We start from the raw sequence: 17,111 nt of genomic DNA on the forward strand, positions 1-17,111 counted from the left end.
CCCACAAAGAATGGTGGCTCACTCCAGAACAAGTGCCAGCAGGCTCAGCAAAAAAAGCTTGGTGGAAATGCTCTAATGGGCCTGACCACGAATGGCCAGCTTCTATTACAGGAAAACCCTCAAGAGTGGGCGCATTACCATACTTTGTATCAAGAATCAAGAAAAGATTGGGCAGTTATTCCCTAGGAGGAGATGATTCGCTGGTGTCAACCACGTAGCGACTACACTATTGGTGATTTTGGTTGCGGTGAAGCAAAATTAGCTGAGGCAGTTTCAGATAGACATACAGTTTACAGCTTTGACCATATTGCTATCAATGATAATGCGATCGCCTGCGATGCCTTAATTCCCGGTCAATTTCACAATACAAGACGCATCCAAAACCACTAGAATTTCATTCTGAAAAACAGCACAACTTGTCATTGCTGAAGCTAAGGCGGGAATTTTCCCTTGTTTGAGAGAAATCATCGCCTGCGGTGTAGAATCAAAGTCATCGATCCAGCCGTAGTCCTCAACATACTGAAGAGTCAAAGCATTGCGATCGATCATCCAAAAATCTACTCCATATTGATTAATAAAATTTTGCAATACAGCTCTATCGGGCGTATATTGAGCGCGAATTAAATCGCTAACTCGCTGCCGATATCGGCTGTAGTAGCCTTTCTGATAAGGCACTGCATATTCCTTTGCCACCAACACCGAACGCTGACTAAATGTTGGCAAATAATCCGTCTCTGGGGCGATCGAAGCAATCAAGATATCTTTAGGTTGTTGCTGAAAAAAATTGTACAAACCTGGCATTTTACCTTCGGCATACCCGACTGTGGGGAATTTTTCGACTAAGCAGGGATAAAGGACAACGGCGATAGCGATTGTCGCTGTCGTAATTAGTGCAACTAAATTTTTAAAATGAAATGTTGTTGCGGTTTTTGAGGCCCAACGACCGACTCCATCGATAATTAAGGTTAGGACGATCGCACTTATCAACACAATAATAAATCGCAAGCTGTAGGCTGTATAGCGACCTGGTTGATACAACTTAAAAATGGTAGCATGAGCAGCAAAAAACATCGCCGAGGATGCTAAAAATAGCTGAAGCAAAAGCCAGATTTTGCTTTGAATCTGATTTGCTAAGGGAAAAGCCGATCGCAAAAACAGCAGCAGCGGAAATAGCAATCCGACACAGTGAGTTACAGGCGTAAACAGCGACTTGGGAAACATCCCGCTGCCCCGCCCTGTTAACCAATAATCTTTGGGATTTGGACGAAAAAAAGCATTTCTGCCGCCTGGCGCAAATTCGCCCATTTGCTTCGCTTCTGCTGCGGTATAAGTTGGGCCAAATTCAGAGTTATCTAAGGCATAGGGCAGCATTACTAAAAAGATTACTCCCAAACCTGTAGTGCAAAATAGGTAATTTGTTCGATCGCCCGACAAGCGCAAACCGCCGTTTTTCCAGGCTAGCAGGCGCAAAACTAAAATTCCGGCAGCAACCAAGGCGTAAGGAGGATAGAATAGTCCGATTAGCGCGATCGCCCCCAAACAAGGCAGCAACGAACGGCGCGACAAATAATATAAAAAAGCCAGAAATATCGGATAGATAAAAGCTCTTGGCGTTGTGGAAGCCAAATCGTCGGTCATCCACATATGCTGATTTAGCAGCAAAGATGCAATAAATCCAGTCATCGGCACTGGCAGCATTTCTAGACACAAGCCAAAACAGTAATAAGTCGAGATTAACCCAAGAAATAGCGGCAATATTTTGTGAAATAATAGCGGGTGAATGCCAACTGTTGCGGCTAATTTGTAGAGCGTGCTGTATCCTGCGGGGGCGACTGATTGAAAATAATTAGCAATGAAATCGTTGGGGAATAATTCAGGATCGACAAACCGCATCATCCAGAAAACGTGCTGCCTCGCATCGTCTTGCACCATATACTCGGCGCTGAAGACTTGCTTGAGTCCTAAAATAGCATAAAGTGCAGCAAATGTCAAGCTCAGAGTCAACCAAAATATTGTGCGCGATCGGGATGTGCGATCGACTGTAGCAGTTAGAAATTTGTGCAACCTAGCTATTAATACCATTTGAGATTGGAGATAAAAGAATCGGGAAGGACTGATTCTCAAACCTACGACTATATCATGCCCGGTCAATTACCCCTAATAAAAACCACTTTACTTTCAACTTCGCCTGATTTTAGATTATTTTCCAGGCCGCACACCCGCAATTTTAAGGCGAATCCGATACAGACTTGTATTTGCCGTAATGTAAAGCGTTTTGCGATCGCTTTCTCCCCAAGCCAAATTAGTCGCCGTCTCAGGCACCGAAATCTTCCCCAAAAGCTTACCATCCGGCGATAAAATCCACACTCCCCCCGGCCCGGTGCTGTAAACATTCCCCTCTAAATCAACTTTTAGACCGTCGGGAACTCCGCCTTGACTGGCGTCTTTTAAATCCGCAAAAAGCCGCTCATTTGTAACAGTTCCGTCCGGTTTTACATCGAAAACGGCAATGTATCCCGCTTCCGAATTGTTGACATAAAGTTTTTGCTCGTCTGGCGAAAAGGCGATGCCATTCGGCAGCACCAAATCCTTAACCAGCAGAGTTAATTTCCCATCGGGTGCCAGCCTGTAAACACCGTAAAAACCCAATTCTTCCTGGTCTTTACTAACACCATAAGACGGATCTGTAAAATAAATGCTGCCGTCGGATTTAACAACCAAATCGTTCGGACTGTTGAGCCGCTTGCCCTCGTATCTATCCGCCAATGTGATAACTTTGCCGTCCTTTTCTGTGCGGGATACGCGGCGATTTTCGTGTTCGGCAGTAAGTAAGCGGTTTTCTTTGTCTAAAGTATTCCCGTTGGCTTTTCCCGAAGGGCGGCGAAATACCTCAAATTGCTGGTTTGATGCGAATTTATAGATAATATTGGCGGGAATATCGCTGAATAGCAAAAAGCCGTCTGGATGCCAAATTGGACCTTCTATAAATTGGAAATTCCCAGCTAGTTTTTCTAATTTTGCGCTGTCATCAAGAAGATCTTGCACGGTGTTTTTTTTCTCCCTATTTTCCGTTTGGGCGGTCAATTTTGTAGATTTTGATGTTAATTTATTGGGCGAGTTGCCGTCAGGGAAAAGTTTTAAGAAATCATTTTTGAAAAACCTGTTGCTGAATGCTAGACTCAAAAGTATAAACGAGAGGATGATTGTAGCAATTTTGGCGGTCATGTTTGCCTTGTTAATTGCATTGATTGAGAGCGGTAGTGCAATCGATCGTACCGCATCTATCTTACATTTATATTAAGAATACAAAAGTGTAGCTTCAAACAGACGGCCGCGCGGATAACATAGTATAGCAATGTCATTTAAATTAGCGATCGCCATCTGCTGACATTCCTGAAGTTGTCACAACCGCGCCGCCATTTGATCCATTTGCAAATTGCCCATAAGTTGAATCAACTCTCCACACCAGACAGCGCCTGGGCTGGCGATATTGCCCGTCACGCGGCCATCGGGGGCGATCGAGAATTAGCAGCGTCTAGCGCCTTCTGTGCCGCCGAACGCTGCCTGAAATTGTTTGCCTACGCGGAAGCGTCCGATCTAGCTCAGCTTGGGATCGAGCAGTGTCAAGGACTTGACGATCGCACTCGGATTGAATTGCATTTAAAATTGCTGCGCGTTAGCGCGATCGCAGGCGTTACGGGCGATCGAGTTTCTCAACTCGACAGCGAGGTGCACCGCTTAATCGATGAAGCCAATGCTCTAGGTTTAGAAGAAGCAGAAGCCACGGGACTTGAGGCATTGGTGATCCTGCATTTCGATCGCAGCAACTTCGCTAACGTCCACCAACACTCGCTGCGGGCAGCAGAGGTAAGTCGGGCATCCAGTCCAGCTACGGCCGTGCGATTGCTGGTATATAGCGGGTCTTGCTTGGCTGAAATTGGACGGGAAATGAGGCGGGCAGAAGCTTTGTTGCTGGAGGCGCAGTCCCTGGCGGCGAGAGTTGGCGCTAAAAACATCGGAATTGCCCAAGGGTTGGGTGCCGTACACCGCCATCACGGGAACTATGCGGAAGCGCGAACTTTGTTGCAACAGGCGTGGCGATTGGCCGCGGCCCAGCAGGATCGCTGGTGCGAGTGTTATAACCTCAGCTATTTGGCGATGACGGAACTGGAAGCGGGCGATCCGGCGGCTGCCTTGCCTTATTGTCAGGAAATGGCGATCGTCGGAGCCAAAATCAAAGGCGAAGGCAGTGAAGGTGCGATCGCCCAGGCACTTTTAGCTTTAGCGAACTATCAGCTTCAGCAAATTGGAGCCGATGCTGCTTTGGAGCGAGCGATCGCGACTTTGCAACAGGTGGATGCCAAACGGATGCTGTCTTACGTGCTGATTGGGGCGGCTCAAGTGGATTTAGAGTGCGATCGACCTCTTTTGGCAACAGCCCGCGCTGAAGCTGCTTTAAAAGCTGCTCAGACGGTCGATCATCCCAGCGAGATTGCTCTGGCTTGGGCAATTTTGATTCAGGGTGCTTTAGCTTTGGGCGATCGAGAGGGGGCGACTGCGCGGTTTGAATCGCTGCGCGATCGCATCGATCGTCCTGCGCTGAGTTTCCGCGCCCGCACTGCTGTCGATCGGGCGATCGAACAGATTTAGTCATTAGTTATTAGTCATTAGTTGTAGCGAACTGCAACTAGGGATGGTGTTCATCACAGGGAACTTGACTTTACTTCATATCGCTCATCTAATTTTTTAAACTCTTCCGCTTGTTTGATAATTGCTTCATATTCCCCTTTTTTGCTAAATTATGCAAAACTTTTAGTATTACTGTAATTATTGTCTAGAGCGCTATGTTTAAACTAAATCGCCGTCAATTTCTATTAAGTAGCGCTGTAACGTTTGGTGCGGCAATAGCCCATGCTCAAGTTAAAGCCCAAAACTCCCGAACTCCAGGAGCATTAGAAAAAGGACTATCCTCTCAGAAAGTGATCGTCGTCGGAGCGGGGTTGTCTGGTTTGGTTGCCGCTTACGAGTTAGCAGCAGTAGGTCATACAGTAACAGTTTTAGAAGCCCGTGAGCGAGTAGGAGGGAGAGTTTTGACCTTGAGAGACAAATTTAGTGAGAATCATTTCGTAGAAACGGGACCAGCAAGAATTCCGTCTACTCACAATCTAACACTTAACTATGCTCAACATTTTGGATTGGCTATAAAGCCTTTTTACCCACCAGAGGGGTTTTACATTTCTGTTGAAAAGGGGCAACGTCTTCTTGTTTCTGCTGATGATTTCGCTAAAGCTATACCGGGAGGATACAGATCAAAGCTTGTTAAAATTGCTCAAGGTTCAGATCGATTGCCCCAAGCCTTTGCTACTGCTTTAGTTGATAAAATTCATCTAGGATCTGCGGTTACTCGCATTGAACAAAATTCTCTAGGGGTTCAAGTCTTGTGCCAATCAGGACAGCAGTACACAGCAGATTGCGTTCTATGTACTGTTCCCTTGCCAGTCTTAGGATTAATTAATTTTCAGCCTCCACTATCACCTCAAAAACAGCTTGCTATAGCTGGGGGCTATAGCTATGGCTCAGCAACACGAATGTTTGTAGAATTCTCCGAACGATTCTGGGAAAAACAAGGATTGAATGGTTGGGGAGTGTTTGATAGTGGTGTTGAAGAACTGTGGCACCCCACTTGGGATGCTTCTGGAAAAACAGGCATTTTGCACGCTTATCTGAGAGGGGAAAATGCCCTCGCTATGGATACCCTCCCTCCAGATCGACAATTCCCTCAATTACTACAGCGATGGGAAAAGATTCTTCCTGGTGTAAGTGCTTATCAGGGTAAAACCACCAGTTATTCTTGGGCTAAAGATCCGTGGTCAAGGTCAGCTTGGGCACAACCGACTAAAGAGCAAGAAAAAACGTTTTTTGATGAACTTGGACGGTCGGAAGGGAAAGTCTATTTTGCTGGAGAACACACTTCTACTAACAAGGCATGGATGCAGGGGGCATTAGCCTCTGGATTGAGAACTGCTCAAGAGATCCATCAGGCAAGAACTTAATTTTCTGATATTTTTGTGCGCTCATACTATCATTTACAGATTGGCTGAGAATGCGAGCGTAGAGCAGACTTTACCCACGTTTATGCTGGGGGGGGGTGACAACTCGCTCACTTTGTCCACTGCGAGGCGCTGAAAAAATTGGGGTGAGAGTGGGGAAAATCATCAATCGCTACAATTAGTCATGAGTCATTAGTTAACAGTCAACAGTTAACAGTCAACAGTCATTACTAATTAAGAGGAAGTAATTATGTCTCTCATCAAAGTTGAAACAACGACCGATCGACCCATAAGCGCAGAAATGTTAGCTGATACGCGAGTTTTGGATTGTCTTGGGGCAAGAAATGCCAAGTGGTGCTACTCTTTACTATCAGCCGATCGCGATCGCATGATTTGCACCTTTGAGGCACCAGATGCAGAGTCTGTGCGACAAGCTTATCGCCAAGCCGATGTTGGATTTATAGCGATCGCAAATGAATTGTAAATCACAAATCATGTATAATAATCAGGACGTAAATCTTAGTAGGAGTTGAGATGTCCCAAAAGAAATCGGCAGAAAAATTTGTGGAGCATGAAGTCCAAGCTTGATTGGAACTAGAAAATTTTATTGCCAGCAATCCCGACCCAAGAGAACTTAAAAGAGCTGCTTCTATCCGCATATTAATTGAAGGGGTCCGCCGCGAAACTATTCAAAAGATATTGGGAGTATCATCTCCATTTATCAGTAAGTGGAAAATCAATTATGCGTTGCATGGAATTGAAGGGTTGCGCTTAAATTATCAGGGTGCGCGGGGACAACTTAAGCCTGAAGAACGAGCCGAAATAATCCAATGGTTAACAAAGAAAAACCACGCTCGATTTATCCGAATTATCAAATTATATAGCAGAGCGATATCTGATTGAATTTCCATCAAAAACTAGCTACTACCAACTTTTAAATTCAGCGGGAATTAGCTGGAAAAAATCTCAAAAAAAGAATCCAAAACGTGATGAAGAACTCGTCAAAAAAAAGCACCAAGAAATCTGTGAGATTCTGGAAGAACACGCCAGAGCTATAGAATCGAGAAAGCTTGTGGTGTATTTGATTGATGAGTGTCATCTACTGTGGGGAGATGTCTGTGGTTATCTTTGGGGAAGGCGCAACGAGAGAATAGAAATACCACTGGTGAATCAGAGAGAAAAACAAACTTATTATGGCGCAGTAAATTATTTAACTTTCACAGTTTGTTCTGCGACAATATGCAACGGCAAATTCTGAGAATACAGTGGCTTTCTTAAAAGACTTACAATCTTTAAATCCCGAAGCCAGACATTTGATTATTTGGGATGGAGCCAGCTATCACAAATATAAAGAAATGAAAGCTTACCTAGAAGAAATTAATCAAGGTAAGGAGCGGGATGAATGGCCTTTAACTTGTGTCCTGTTTGCTCCTAATGCTAGGCGAGCAGAATCCAGTCGAAGATATTTGGCTTCATGCCAAGACTTGGGTGAGAAAATTTGGGAATCGGCTCAGTTCTTTTGCCTTGGTTAAATGGTTTTTCAATTTTACCATACAGTCACAAAGCTTTGACTTTCTCTCTTTTACACAAATTTGGTATTTTTGAACCAACACTCAATGGAACTGCTGTTCGATCGAACCCTTAATTAATTTACGAATGATTTGCGATCGCTATAGCAAGGTTTGGACAGCCCAAGTTATTGAACCTGAAGGTGTGCCACCTGTATGGAACGAACCAATCCTCAAGGTGTTGGAGGGAAGCTATCCGAATGGCTTTACCGATGAAGAGTGGAACGAAGCCCATCGATTAATTTTAGCGTGCTATCAGGAACGGGGTATTGAATGGGTGCGTTCCTATGCGTCGCTGGATAAAACTCGCGTGGTGTGCGAACTGAACGCGCCCGATGCCGAAGTGATTCGAGAAGCCCACGGTAAAGCTGGAATTCCCTTCGATCGCGTTTGGTGTGCCGAAGTTCTCAAACCTTGAATTCGTGCCGACGATCGCGCTTGGATGCTTTGGGAACGCTTCGAGAACGCTTTCGGAACGCTTTCGGAACGATCGCCTCGTTAGATTGATATCAAGTTAAGCAAACAACCAGCAAATTAACTAATCCCTTTACACTTTAAGGAGAAATGAAATGGCTGAATTTAACTTTGGTACCTTGATCCGCGATGCTAATCCCGTAGGCAAGCGTGAATTCGTTGGCAATACCGATATTAAAGACACCTACAGTTTTCGTCTGGGGAACGATAGCAATATCAACATCGCCCTGACTAATATGACCGCTAATGCCGATGTTCGATTCTTCCGAGACTTCAACGGCAATGGTGTACGCGATACCAACGATTCACAGATTGCAACATCATCAATTCGTTTTGGCAACCAACCTGAGTCAATTAACGTGTCATCTGGCCTTAACAACGTTGATACAGGTAGCTACCTGATTGAAGTCGATCGAGTTGGTACTGTTAATACCGAATACGATTTGAGAGTATCAACCAATGCCATTAGCAAACCCGGCAATCTCGTAACAGCCGAGACAGAGGTGGGAACCCTGACTGCTTCCCGCACCTTCAACGAAGCGATCGTTAATTCGGATACCTCTGATACTTACCATTTTGCTGTCAACTCAAGCCGCAATTTCCGCTTTAATCTCAGCGGTTTAAGTGGCGATATGGATATACGGCCGATCAACGATCGCAATAACGATTCAGTGGTAGATGCAAGTGAAGTCATTGTAAGTTCAACTGCCGCTGGCACTACGTCTGAATCAATTACTCAGTTCTTGACTCCAGGTAGCACCTACTATCTCCAAGTTTATCAACACAGTGGCGTTAGCAGCTACAACCTGAATATGACTCCTGTCTAGCACCTAGAGTCAACTGAATCGGCAACCGGGTTGCTTGAAAAATCCTTGGGTCTGAGAGGATAAAACCCGGTTTATTGAAGGCTGCATCAGTCAAAGTACATAACCATTGTAGGGACACGGCAGTGCCGTGTCCCTACGGCAAAAGCTTCATAAACGTGGAATCTGCTGTAAATCCGTTACACTCATCCGTTGCCGAACTTCTTCCATCCGTTAATCCGTTACACTCATCCGTTGCCGAACTTCCTTTTGCTATATGAACGCAGTTTTACAAATAGGAAATCGCACAATCAATGGGGAGGGAATTATTCCTCGACTTGCCAGCTACCAAATGCTGCCCCAATTATACCGCGAGAGCATCATTGATGAAGCGATCGCCCCCATCGATTGCACCGCCGAAGAAATCGTGAATGCCAGCCAGCAGTTCTACGAACAAAATCAACTGATCGACGAAACCACACAGCAGCTTTGGCTAAAACAGGACGGAATGAGTCTGGAATTTTTAGAGACTGTTTTCATTCCAAGGCTGCTCAAAATTGAGAAATTTAAACACCAAACTTGGCATCACAAACTAGAGTCATATTTTCTGCAAAGCAAGCGATCGCTAGATCGAGTCATCTATTCTTTGATTCGGGTTAAAGACGCAGAAATTGCGCGCGAACTGTATTTTCGGATTCAAGAAAAAGAGCAATCCTTTGCAGAACTGGCGCGCGATTATTCCCAAGGCCCAGAAGCTCAAGTCAATGGGATTCTTGGCCCGGCGGAACTCGGCACAATCCACCCCAATTTGGCGCATCTGTTGGCGATAAGCGGATCCGGTCAGCTTTGGCATCCTATCCGCATAGAAGAATGGCTGGTAATTGTCAGATTAGAAACATTGATTCCGGCGCAGTTCGATGTAGCCATGCGTCAAGGTTTGCTCCGCGAACTGTTTGAAAATTGGGTGCAAGAACAGATGCGTGAAATCAATTCCGGTAACACCGGAATGACTGTTGGCTGTTGACTGTTGGCTGTTGACTGTTGGCTGTTGACTGTTGACTGTTGGTTATTTGTTATTTGTTTGTTCTAATAACCAATCACCAATGACTAATGATTAATGACTAATGACTAATGACTTTTGAATACCATCACCATTAAATTATGATGACACAAACATTCGATCAAACCAAAGCCGAAGCATTCGCCGAACGGATGCTGGACATTCTCAACAGTGGCGCACTCGCAGTCATGATTTCGATCGGGCATCGCACCGAACTGTTCGACACAATGGCAGAATTGCCGACCTCTACCAGTCAACAAATTGCCGATGCTGCCGGATTGAACGAACGCTACGTGAGGGAATGGCTCGGTGCAATGGTAACGGGTCGCTTAGTGGATTATAATTCGATCGACAAAACCTACACTTTGCCGACAGAAAATGCAGCATTTCTGACCAGAGGTGCCAGTTCCGACAACATTGCCCCCTTTGCTCAATTCATTCCCCTACTGAGTTCAGTGGAGGATCGAATTATCGATTGCTTCTACAAAGGCGGTGGTGTACCCTACTCCGAGTTCAAACGTTTTCACGCGGTGATGGCAGAAGATAGCAATCAAACCGTGGTATCGGCGCTATTTGAGCACATTCTGCCACTGATTCCCGGGCTTACCGAAGCATTGGAAAAGGGTATTGAGGTGCTAGATGTCGGCTGCGGTTGCGGGCAAGCACTCAACAAGCTGGCTGAAGCTTTTCCGAATAGCCGATTCACAGGCTACGATTTTTCGGGAGAAGCAATCGCCAGTGCCAACACCGAAGCTCAATTGCGGAAATTAAGCAATATCCATTTTGAGGTAAAGGATGCCGCCACATTGGATGAATGCGATCGCTACAATTTGATTACCACATTCGATGCCATTCACGATCAAGCCAGACCAGATGTTGTGCTGCATAACATCTACAATGCGCTGCGATCCGATGGTGTTTACCTGATGCAAGATATCAACGCCACAACGGATGTCGGCGGTAATCTAGACCATCCCATTGCCCCCTTCCTCTACACCATTTCTTGTATGCACTGTATGAGTGTTTCTTTAGCCTATGGCGGCATGGGATTGGGCGCGATGTGGGGGCAAGAAAAAGCGCTACAAATGTTGAGCGAAGCTGGGTTTGCCAGCGTTGAAATCAAGCGGCTAGCCCATGATTTGATGAACAATTATTATCTTATCAAAAAGAGCTAAAATCATGTGCAAACTTTGTGCGATCGGTCAAAAATGGCAGAAGAAAAAACAGCCTAATTCAGGATTGTTGGATACCAGCCAATTTTCGGTATTTATCGATCTGAAGCAATTGTCTTCCACACCGGAATTCAAATCAGCTCAACCACTTAACAGCGATCGGTCATGAGTATAATCCCTGGGTGTTAAACCAGGGATTATACTCATGAAGAGGTTAATCTGTCAAGTGTTGAAGTTGACACTAATGCTTGAGTCCTTAACCCTGACTTAAGAGGAATAAAGTCTTCACTATGAAACTGTTTGTAGTAAGGACTTTATTCCTTTCAACTATTAAGCAGGAAATGATATAAATAGCGAGACAATACCGATCGCGATCGCCCCTATACCCATCACAACAGACCAGAAGCGGTGATAACTCTTAACCGTCGTACCGCTATCGCTTTCAAGCTGAATCAAATCCATCCAAGGTGCAACACCCCGGCGGAACCAACCCAAAGCGCTAACATCCATTCCAATCAAACTTTCAACCCGTTTCATCCCAAACAGAAAATTACCAATTGGTCCAAAACGAGAAGCATATCGCAGATAAATCATTCCCGTTCTATCTTGCAATTTCAAATCTGAACCAAACGCATAACCCGCATCGCCGCGACCAATTAATTCGCCTTGCAGTTTCGCAGGTTGACCTCGCAAAGGACTTGCATAAGGGTCAGACATTAAGCTTAAAACATCCAAATGTTCTGCTTGTTCGTAATTGGGGAACATCACCAGAGTTTTGAGCAAAATTCCCGCGCCCAAAGCGATTAAAGGACAAGCAACCATCATCATCGGATTCGCAGCAGACAGCGAAATGCCGATCGCAAAACCCACCGCTAAGCCCAGAGTTTCTGCACTGTACAGCAGCACATCAAACACAAAATTGCCGTACAATCTCCGCTTGCTCAAAAGATTGCCTTCGCCAACAATCCGGCCCATATCAAACTCAACATCCAAGCCTAATTGTTCGGCATAAGTGCTCAAAGCGCGAACTCGTTTACCAGTCAGCGGGTGAGTAGAGTTCAACTCCATCCACCAACCCCACGGATTAAACATATCCCACAAAAACACTCGCCCTATTTTTTCGGGTTCCGAAGAAATCCTGTAAGCAGTGCCGGTAGATGTGGCAGCTTTGGCATCGTAAATGCCTAAAGCGCGAGTTCCTTCTAACAAACGGCTGGGTTCAGTTGCTGTTTGTCCTTCTTCCAAAATACCGTAAGCAATTTTTACCAAAGCGCGGGATAAAGCATTGGGGTTGCCAGTAGTTTCGGCGGCAAAATGGTCGGCAAAATATTCTCGCGTCCGCGACAAATACAGCAATAAATAAGTGCCGGCGATGTAAAACAAATAAGCAACAGCAGCTACAGTACCGGCCGCATCTTTAGCTTTGTCGCCACCACTTCTACCCATTCTTTGAGCTGTAGTGTAAATTAAATAAGTAATCTGCACCAAAGTCGAAGCTAAAGTCATTACTGCAAAGTCCCAGTGGACGATGTGACCGAGTTCGTGGGCGTAAACAGTGGCAATTTCCTCGTCGTCTAAATAGGTAAAAAGACCTTGACTGACAACTAAGCGAGCGCTGTTTGGAAATGAACCGTAAGTAAAAGCAGTAGGGTTTTGGTCGTCGATAATTCCTAAACGCGGCTGCTGGAGTTTTTTCTGCTTGCAAACCTTCTGAATAACTTTCGCTGTTTCGGGACTTAGGCTTTCAATTTCTGCTAGGGAAACCCAGCGAGTATTGTAGAGCCAATTTTGGGTTAAGTCCATCAAGTAAGGCGATAGGAAAAAAGCAGCGATGTTAAAAATCAGGGTAATCGGAAGTGCGATCGCCAATCCGGTGACTGGATCGGGACTGTTGAGAATCAAAACAGAGGCTAAAGATAGCGCTAACACCATACCAAACAGCAGGCTGAGGGTGACGCCGGAAGCTAAAACGAGGTTTCCCCCAGTTTTCTGTATCAGTTTAACGCCGGCTTTGGCGGCTCGCCCTGCCTTGCGTAAAGGGGCATGAGATGACATAATAATAATCTCCAAAGGTTATTGACAAATGGAAATGACCGTGGGATTTTATCTATACTTCACTGTTTTAACCTATTAATGCGGATTGCTGTAAGGGGTCTCAACAAAAATATAGAATTTTCTCTAGAATTGTTAAGACTGAAAACCGCCCCTAAATTTATTTTTTGGGGATTCAATTCAAAAGTCAAAACCCAACAATCAAAACAATTTAAAAGTTACTGCCATGTCTATTATTGAAATTGCCCAAAAAACGCGCGTATCTGCTAGAAAATTGGCAGTTTTGTCCGCTGATGCCAAAAATCAAGCTATTGAGGCTATAGCTAAAGCTTTAGAAGCTGCTGCGCCGGATATTGTGGCGGCGAATGCTGCTGACTGCAAGGCGGCTGAGGCGGATGGAATTGCGAAACCGCTGTACGATCGCCTAAAGTTGGATGAGAGCAAGTTGAAAAGTGCGATCGCAGGCGTGCGCGACGTTGCGAAACTCCCAGATCCCGTAGGTTCCGTGCAAATCCACCGTGAATTGGATACAGGATTAATTCTGAAGCGCGTCACCTGTCCTTTGGGCGTTTTAGGCATTATTTTTGAAGCGCGCCCCGAAGCTTTAATTCAGATAGTATCCTTGGCAATCAAATCAGGAAACGGCGTCATTCTCAAAGGTGGCAAAGAGGCAGTCCGTTCCTGCGAAATATTGACAAAAGTGATACATCAAGCATTAGCTGAAACCGCAGTCAATCCAGAAGTCGTGCAGTTGCTGACCACGCGGGAAGAAACAATCGAACTGCTGAAAATGGATGAATATGTAGATTTGATTATTCCCAGAGGTTCTAATTCCTTCGTGCGCTTTGTGCAGGAAAATACCCGAATTCCCGTGTTGGGACACGCCGACGGAATTTGTCATTTGTACGCAGACAAAGCAGCGGATATTCAGAAAGCAGTAGAGATTGCAGTCGATGCAAAAACTCAGTACCCAGCCGCCTGCAATGCCATTGAAACCTTGTTAGTTCACAGTGCGATCGCCCCCGTTTTCTTGCCCGCAGTTGCCGAAGCTTTGCAGCAGAAAAAAGTAGAACTGCGGGGAGACGAAAAAACTAGCGAAATCTTGGATATTGCCGAAGCAAATGAAGCGGATTGGTCTACAGAATACAGCGATTTGATTTTGTCAATCAAAATAGTAGATTCTGTGGAAGAGGCAATTAACCATATCAATACATACGGTTCCAGACATACAGATGTGATTGTTACCGAAGATAGCGAAACCGCCGAAACATTTTTAAATGGAGTAGATGCGGCCGGAGTTTATCACAATTGTTCGACTCGATTTGCCGACGGTTTCCGCTACGGCTTCGGTGCAGAAGTGGGGATTAGCACGCAGCAAATGCCACCTCGCGGGCCTGTTGGTTTAGAGGGGTTGATTACCTATAAGTATCGAGTTGTTGGAGATGGCCATGTTGCCGCGAGTTATGTAGGGAAGGATGCGAAGGAGTTTACTCATCGGGATTTGTAATACAAGATTTACGCAACTGGCATAATTAGTAGGGTGCGTCAGAATTCGAGACCCTGAATAATCACCCTAGAACTGAGTTTGACCCACCCTTAAACTGGATAGATGTGTGACACTTACGTAAGTCCCGATTATGACAGAAAATCCAAATCAACCCAGAGAATACGATGCTGTCCTTGGCGGTGAATCTCAAGTGCCATTAGGTGCGGCTGTCTTAGGCGGGATTCCCGGTATTAAAATTCGATTAGCTTCTCCCATTGTTGAGGTGAAAGTTGCTGCACTGTCTGAAGCACTCAGCAGATATGGGGACGCAGGTTTAGATTTAATAATTGCGGCACTGAAAGATGAATCAATCGCGGTTAAATTTGCAGCCTATTCGCTGCTGAAGGATAGAGATGAACCAAATCTCAAACAGCAGTTCCAAAAATATTTGCCTACTTTTCACTTTGATGTCATCACAGTTGATGCTGAAGGAAAAGAAAACAGTCGCCGCCGTCAATATGCTCACTTCTTCCCCGAAGATTTAGGGAATGGAAGTGTACTGGAAATGGTTTATATTCCCGGCGGCACATTTATGATGGGTTCCCCAGCCACAGAGGAAGATAGAAGAGATAATGAAAGTCCGCAGCATCAAGTAACAGTACCCGCTTTTTTTGCAGGCAAATATCCCATCACCCAAGCACAGTGGCAAGCAGTGATGGGATGCAACCGATCCTTTTTCAAAGGTGAAAAACGTCCTGTTGAATCTGTATCGTGGAAAATGGCCGTCGGATTCTGTCGCCAACTCTCGCAACAAACCGGGAAAAAATATCGCCTCCTGAGTGAAGCAGAATGGGAATACGCCTGTCGTGGGGGTACAACAACCCCATTTTATTTTGGGGAAACCATTACCCCGAAATTAGTCAACTATGGGGGATACTCCCCCTACGCAAACGCCCCCCAAGGGCTTAACCGCAGAAAAACAACTGCTGTCGGGAGTTTTCCCCCGAATGCCTTTGGGATGTACGATATGCACGGCAATGTTTGGGAATGGTGCAGCGATAGGTGGCACGAAAACTATAGCGGCGCACCAACTGACGGAAGTTCGTGGGAAACTGGCAGAGACGATCGCCGGGTGCTGCGTGGGGGTTCCTGGGAAATCTATGCAGTCCGTTGCCGCAGTGCCGTTCGTGAGTGGCTATCGGCGGATCACAGTTGGAGGCCCTGGGGTTTTCGCGTAGCGGTAGCGTCGGTTTCTCCGTCGTCCTAGTTTTCCCGGCGAAGACTCTTCTTTACCCTTTTACCCTCTGCACTTTTGCCTTTTCCCTGACGGCAGAAGGGCGCTCGAAATCGAATTGTACCTAAATTTTAAAAGAGAAAGCTGTTAAGCTGTTTCGCATTAAAACTGGTATAATAATAAATCACAAGTCACAGAAAAGCCAGAAGTATGCCAGCCAAAAATCATCTAAATGCAGAGCAAGTCAAAAAGCTTCAACAAGCATTAAAACAAGAAGAAAATGGAGAAATTAGAGAGAGAATCTTAATCTTACTATTGCTCAATGATGGAAAGACGCAAAAAGAAATTGCTAAATTTATCGGGTGTTCGCACAACAAAATCTGTTTCTGGTGCGTACATGGCGATCCAGATAATTTAGAGAGTCTTAAAGATGAGAAGATGAAAGGGAACCATCACAAAGCTACAGAAAAATACATAGAAATATTACTAGAAACAATTGACAAAGATCCTCAAGAGCTAGGATATGAGTTTGGTCGATGGTCAGCTAAAAGATTGGCTACTTATTTAGAGTAATCCAAGGAAAAAATGATCCAAAATCAGGGATACTAAGAGAATAATTAATGTGCAATCTGCTGTATGTCTCCAGAATCGTTAATGCAACTAAGTGATAGTCTGAGGTCGTTGTACATCAAGACAGCAAAAAAACTAAAGGGAAGTGACCGAAGACAATTCATGGCAGAGGTGGTGAAAGGATGGGGAAGAGGAGGAGCAACAATAGCAGAAAGAGAACTAGGATGGAATCGACGGACAATTCGGAAAGGGATGCAGGAATTAGAGCATGGAATATCGATAGCAGACTCATTCCGACTCAGAGGCAGTAAACCAATTGAACATAGGCTGCCAAACTTACTGTCAGATATACGCTCAATTGTAGAGCCACAAAGCCAAACAGACCCGAGTTTTGATAGTACCCGTTTGTATACCAGACTATCAGCAGCGCAAGTTCGTCATCAGTTGATAGAAATCAAAGGGTATCAAGATCAAGAACTCCCAACAGCGGAGGTAATTCGACAACGATTAAATCAACTAGGTTATGGATTAAAAAGGGTGGCTCAAACAAAACCAATCAAACAGATACCAGAAACAGAAGCCATCTTTAAAGAAGTTAACCGCATTAATCAGCAAGCCGATGATGACTCAACAACATTGAGA

At 45.1% G+C, this 17,111-nt stretch carries 16 protein-coding genes and 2 pseudogenes; 15 read left to right on the forward strand and 3 right to left on the reverse strand.

Features of this window, described 5'->3' with window-relative positions:
* The first annotated feature begins 32 nt into the window (after window positions 1–32).
* Complete coding sequence (locus QUA78_RS32735) at window positions 33–218, forward strand: zinc-ribbon domain-containing protein (RefSeq protein ID WP_445302363.1); 186 nt, start codon at window positions 33–35, stop codon at window positions 216–218.
* On the forward strand, window positions 193–390 hold the full coding sequence (locus QUA78_RS32740) for a hypothetical protein (RefSeq protein WP_333302397.1): 198 nt from the start codon (window positions 193–195) through the stop codon (window positions 388–390). Before QUA78_RS32735 ends, QUA78_RS32740 begins: the two co-directional genes overlap by 26 nt.
* On the opposite strand, the gene QUA78_RS01395 is transcribed toward QUA78_RS32740, so the two are convergent.
* Window positions 343–2,082 (reverse strand): hypothetical protein, encoded by a 1,740-nt coding sequence (locus tag QUA78_RS01395; RefSeq protein ID WP_333302398.1) that lies wholly within the window; start codon window positions 2,080–2,082, stop codon window positions 343–345. The two genes, QUA78_RS32740 and QUA78_RS01395, sit on opposite strands and share 48 nt — an antisense overlap.
* A 117-nt stretch (window positions 2,083–2,199) precedes the next feature.
* Entirely contained in the window at window positions 2,200–3,045 is an 846-nt protein-coding gene (locus tag QUA78_RS01400; RefSeq protein WP_333302400.1) for an SMP-30/gluconolactonase/LRE family protein, read from the reverse strand.
* 402 nt (window positions 3,046–3,447) lie between these two features.
* On the opposite strand from QUA78_RS01400, the gene QUA78_RS01405 reads away from it, so the two are divergent.
* The 9 genes and pseudogenes from QUA78_RS01405 to QUA78_RS01445 all read left to right on the forward strand — a co-directional run bounded on the left by QUA78_RS01405 (window position 3,448) and on the right by QUA78_RS01445 (window position 11,296).
* On the forward strand, window positions 3,448–4,650 hold the full coding sequence (locus tag QUA78_RS01405; protein WP_333302402.1) for a hypothetical protein: 1,203 nt from the start codon (window positions 3,448–3,450) through the stop codon (window positions 4,648–4,650).
* A 194-nt stretch (window positions 4,651–4,844) separates the two neighbouring features.
* Window positions 4,845–6,053 carry an FAD-dependent oxidoreductase gene (locus QUA78_RS01410; RefSeq protein WP_333302404.1) on the forward strand — a complete coding sequence of 403 codons (1,209 nt, stop codon included), beginning with the start codon at window positions 4,845–4,847 and terminating at the stop codon, window positions 6,051–6,053.
* Between the two features lie 247 nt (window positions 6,054–6,300).
* A complete protein-coding gene (locus QUA78_RS01415; protein ID WP_333302405.1) occupies window positions 6,301–6,534 on the forward strand; it encodes a nickel-binding protein in 234 nt (77 codons plus the stop codon).
* Between the two features lie 104 nt (window positions 6,535–6,638).
* Window positions 6,639–7,695: pseudogene (locus QUA78_RS01420) on the forward strand (IS630 family transposase).
* 11 nt (window positions 7,696–7,706) lie between these two features.
* Window positions 7,707–8,036, forward strand: coding sequence for a DUF4242 domain-containing protein (locus QUA78_RS01425; RefSeq protein ID WP_333306218.1), 330 nt, complete (start codon window positions 7,707–7,709; stop codon window positions 8,034–8,036).
* A 151-nt stretch (window positions 8,037–8,187) separates the two neighbouring features.
* On the forward strand, window positions 8,188–8,919 hold the full coding sequence (locus tag QUA78_RS01430; protein WP_333306219.1) for a hypothetical protein: 732 nt from the start codon (window positions 8,188–8,190) through the stop codon (window positions 8,917–8,919).
* Between the two features lie 253 nt (window positions 8,920–9,172).
* A complete protein-coding gene (locus QUA78_RS01435; RefSeq protein ID WP_333306220.1) occupies window positions 9,173–9,919 on the forward strand; it encodes a peptidylprolyl isomerase in 747 nt (248 codons plus the stop codon).
* A 137-nt stretch (window positions 9,920–10,056) separates the two neighbouring features.
* Window positions 10,057–11,130, forward strand: a complete 1,074-nt coding sequence (locus QUA78_RS01440) for a class I SAM-dependent methyltransferase (protein ID WP_333306223.1) — start codon at window positions 10,057–10,059, stop codon at window positions 11,128–11,130.
* Window positions 11,131–11,134: 4 nt separating this feature from the next.
* Complete coding sequence (locus QUA78_RS01445; RefSeq protein ID WP_333306225.1) at window positions 11,135–11,296, forward strand: hypothetical protein; 162 nt, start codon at window positions 11,135–11,137, stop codon at window positions 11,294–11,296.
* 161 nt (window positions 11,297–11,457) lie between these two features.
* On the opposite strand, the gene QUA78_RS01450 is transcribed toward QUA78_RS01445, so the two are convergent.
* Window positions 11,458–13,182 carry a zinc metalloprotease HtpX gene (locus tag QUA78_RS01450; protein WP_333306227.1) on the reverse strand — a complete coding sequence of 575 codons (1,725 nt, stop codon included), beginning with the start codon at window positions 13,180–13,182 and terminating at the stop codon, window positions 11,458–11,460.
* A gap of 223 nt (window positions 13,183–13,405) precedes the next feature.
* Here QUA78_RS01450 and QUA78_RS01455 point away from each other — a divergent pair, with 223 nt between their 5' ends.
* The 4 genes and pseudogenes from QUA78_RS01455 to QUA78_RS01470 all read left to right on the forward strand — a co-directional run.
* Window positions 13,406–14,686: a glutamate-5-semialdehyde dehydrogenase gene (locus QUA78_RS01455; protein ID WP_333306229.1), complete on the forward strand. Its 1,281-nt coding sequence runs from the start codon at window positions 13,406–13,408 to the stop codon at window positions 14,684–14,686.
* A gap of 130 nt (window positions 14,687–14,816) precedes the next feature.
* The gene (locus QUA78_RS01460; RefSeq protein WP_333306231.1) at window positions 14,817–15,932 is read left to right on the forward strand and encodes a formylglycine-generating enzyme family protein; all 1,116 of its coding nucleotides are present in this window, start codon (window positions 14,817–14,819) and stop codon (window positions 15,930–15,932) included.
* 177 nt (window positions 15,933–16,109) lie between these two features.
* Window positions 16,110–16,469, forward strand: a pseudogene (locus QUA78_RS01465) (helix-turn-helix domain-containing protein); the annotation flags it as partial.
* A 66-nt stretch (window positions 16,470–16,535) separates the two neighbouring features.
* The coding region (locus QUA78_RS01470) for an ISAzo13-like element transposase-related protein (RefSeq protein ID WP_445302441.1) at window positions 16,536–17,111 on the forward strand (576 nt) is incomplete at its 3' end.

It is taken from the genome of Microcoleus sp. K4-B3 (genome assembly GCF_036704615.1).
In the GTDB taxonomy this organism is placed as follows: Bacteria; Cyanobacteriota; Cyanobacteriia; order Cyanobacteriales; family Microcoleaceae; genus Microcoleus.

What these genes read in the sequence shown, in the direction of transcription:
- QUA78_RS01415 (WP_333302405.1), top strand. Translation starts at nt 6,301, where the DNA reads ATGTCTCTCATCAAAGTTGAAACAACGACCGATCGACCCATAAGCGCA.
- QUA78_RS01410 (WP_333302404.1), top strand. Translation starts at nt 4,845, where the DNA reads ATGTTTAAACTAAATCGCCGTCAATTTCTATTAAGTAGCGCTGTAACG.
- QUA78_RS01460 (WP_333306231.1), top strand. Translation starts at nt 14,817, where the DNA reads ATGACAGAAAATCCAAATCAACCCAGAGAATACGATGCTGTCCTTGGC.
- QUA78_RS01425 (WP_333306218.1), top strand. Translation starts at nt 7,707, where the DNA reads ATGATTTGCGATCGCTATAGCAAGGTTTGGACAGCCCAAGTTATTGAA.
- QUA78_RS01455 (WP_333306229.1), top strand. Translation starts at nt 13,406, where the DNA reads ATGTCTATTATTGAAATTGCCCAAAAAACGCGCGTATCTGCTAGAAAA.
- QUA78_RS01435 (WP_333306220.1), top strand. Translation starts at nt 9,173, where the DNA reads ATGAACGCAGTTTTACAAATAGGAAATCGCACAATCAATGGGGAGGGA.
- QUA78_RS01445 (WP_333306225.1), top strand. Translation starts at nt 11,135, where the DNA reads ATGTGCAAACTTTGTGCGATCGGTCAAAAATGGCAGAAGAAAAAACAG.
- QUA78_RS01440 (WP_333306223.1), top strand. Translation starts at nt 10,057, where the DNA reads ATGATGACACAAACATTCGATCAAACCAAAGCCGAAGCATTCGCCGAA.
- QUA78_RS01395 (WP_333302398.1), bottom strand. Translation starts at nt 2,082, where the DNA reads ATGGTATTAATAGCTAGGTTGCACAAATTTCTAACTGCTACAGTCGAT.
- QUA78_RS01450 (WP_333306227.1), bottom strand. Translation starts at nt 13,182, where the DNA reads ATGTCATCTCATGCCCCTTTACGCAAGGCAGGGCGAGCCGCCAAAGCC.
- QUA78_RS32740 (WP_333302397.1), top strand. Translation starts at nt 193, where the DNA reads ATGATTCGCTGGTGTCAACCACGTAGCGACTACACTATTGGTGATTTT.
- QUA78_RS01430 (WP_333306219.1), top strand. Translation starts at nt 8,188, where the DNA reads ATGGCTGAATTTAACTTTGGTACCTTGATCCGCGATGCTAATCCCGTA.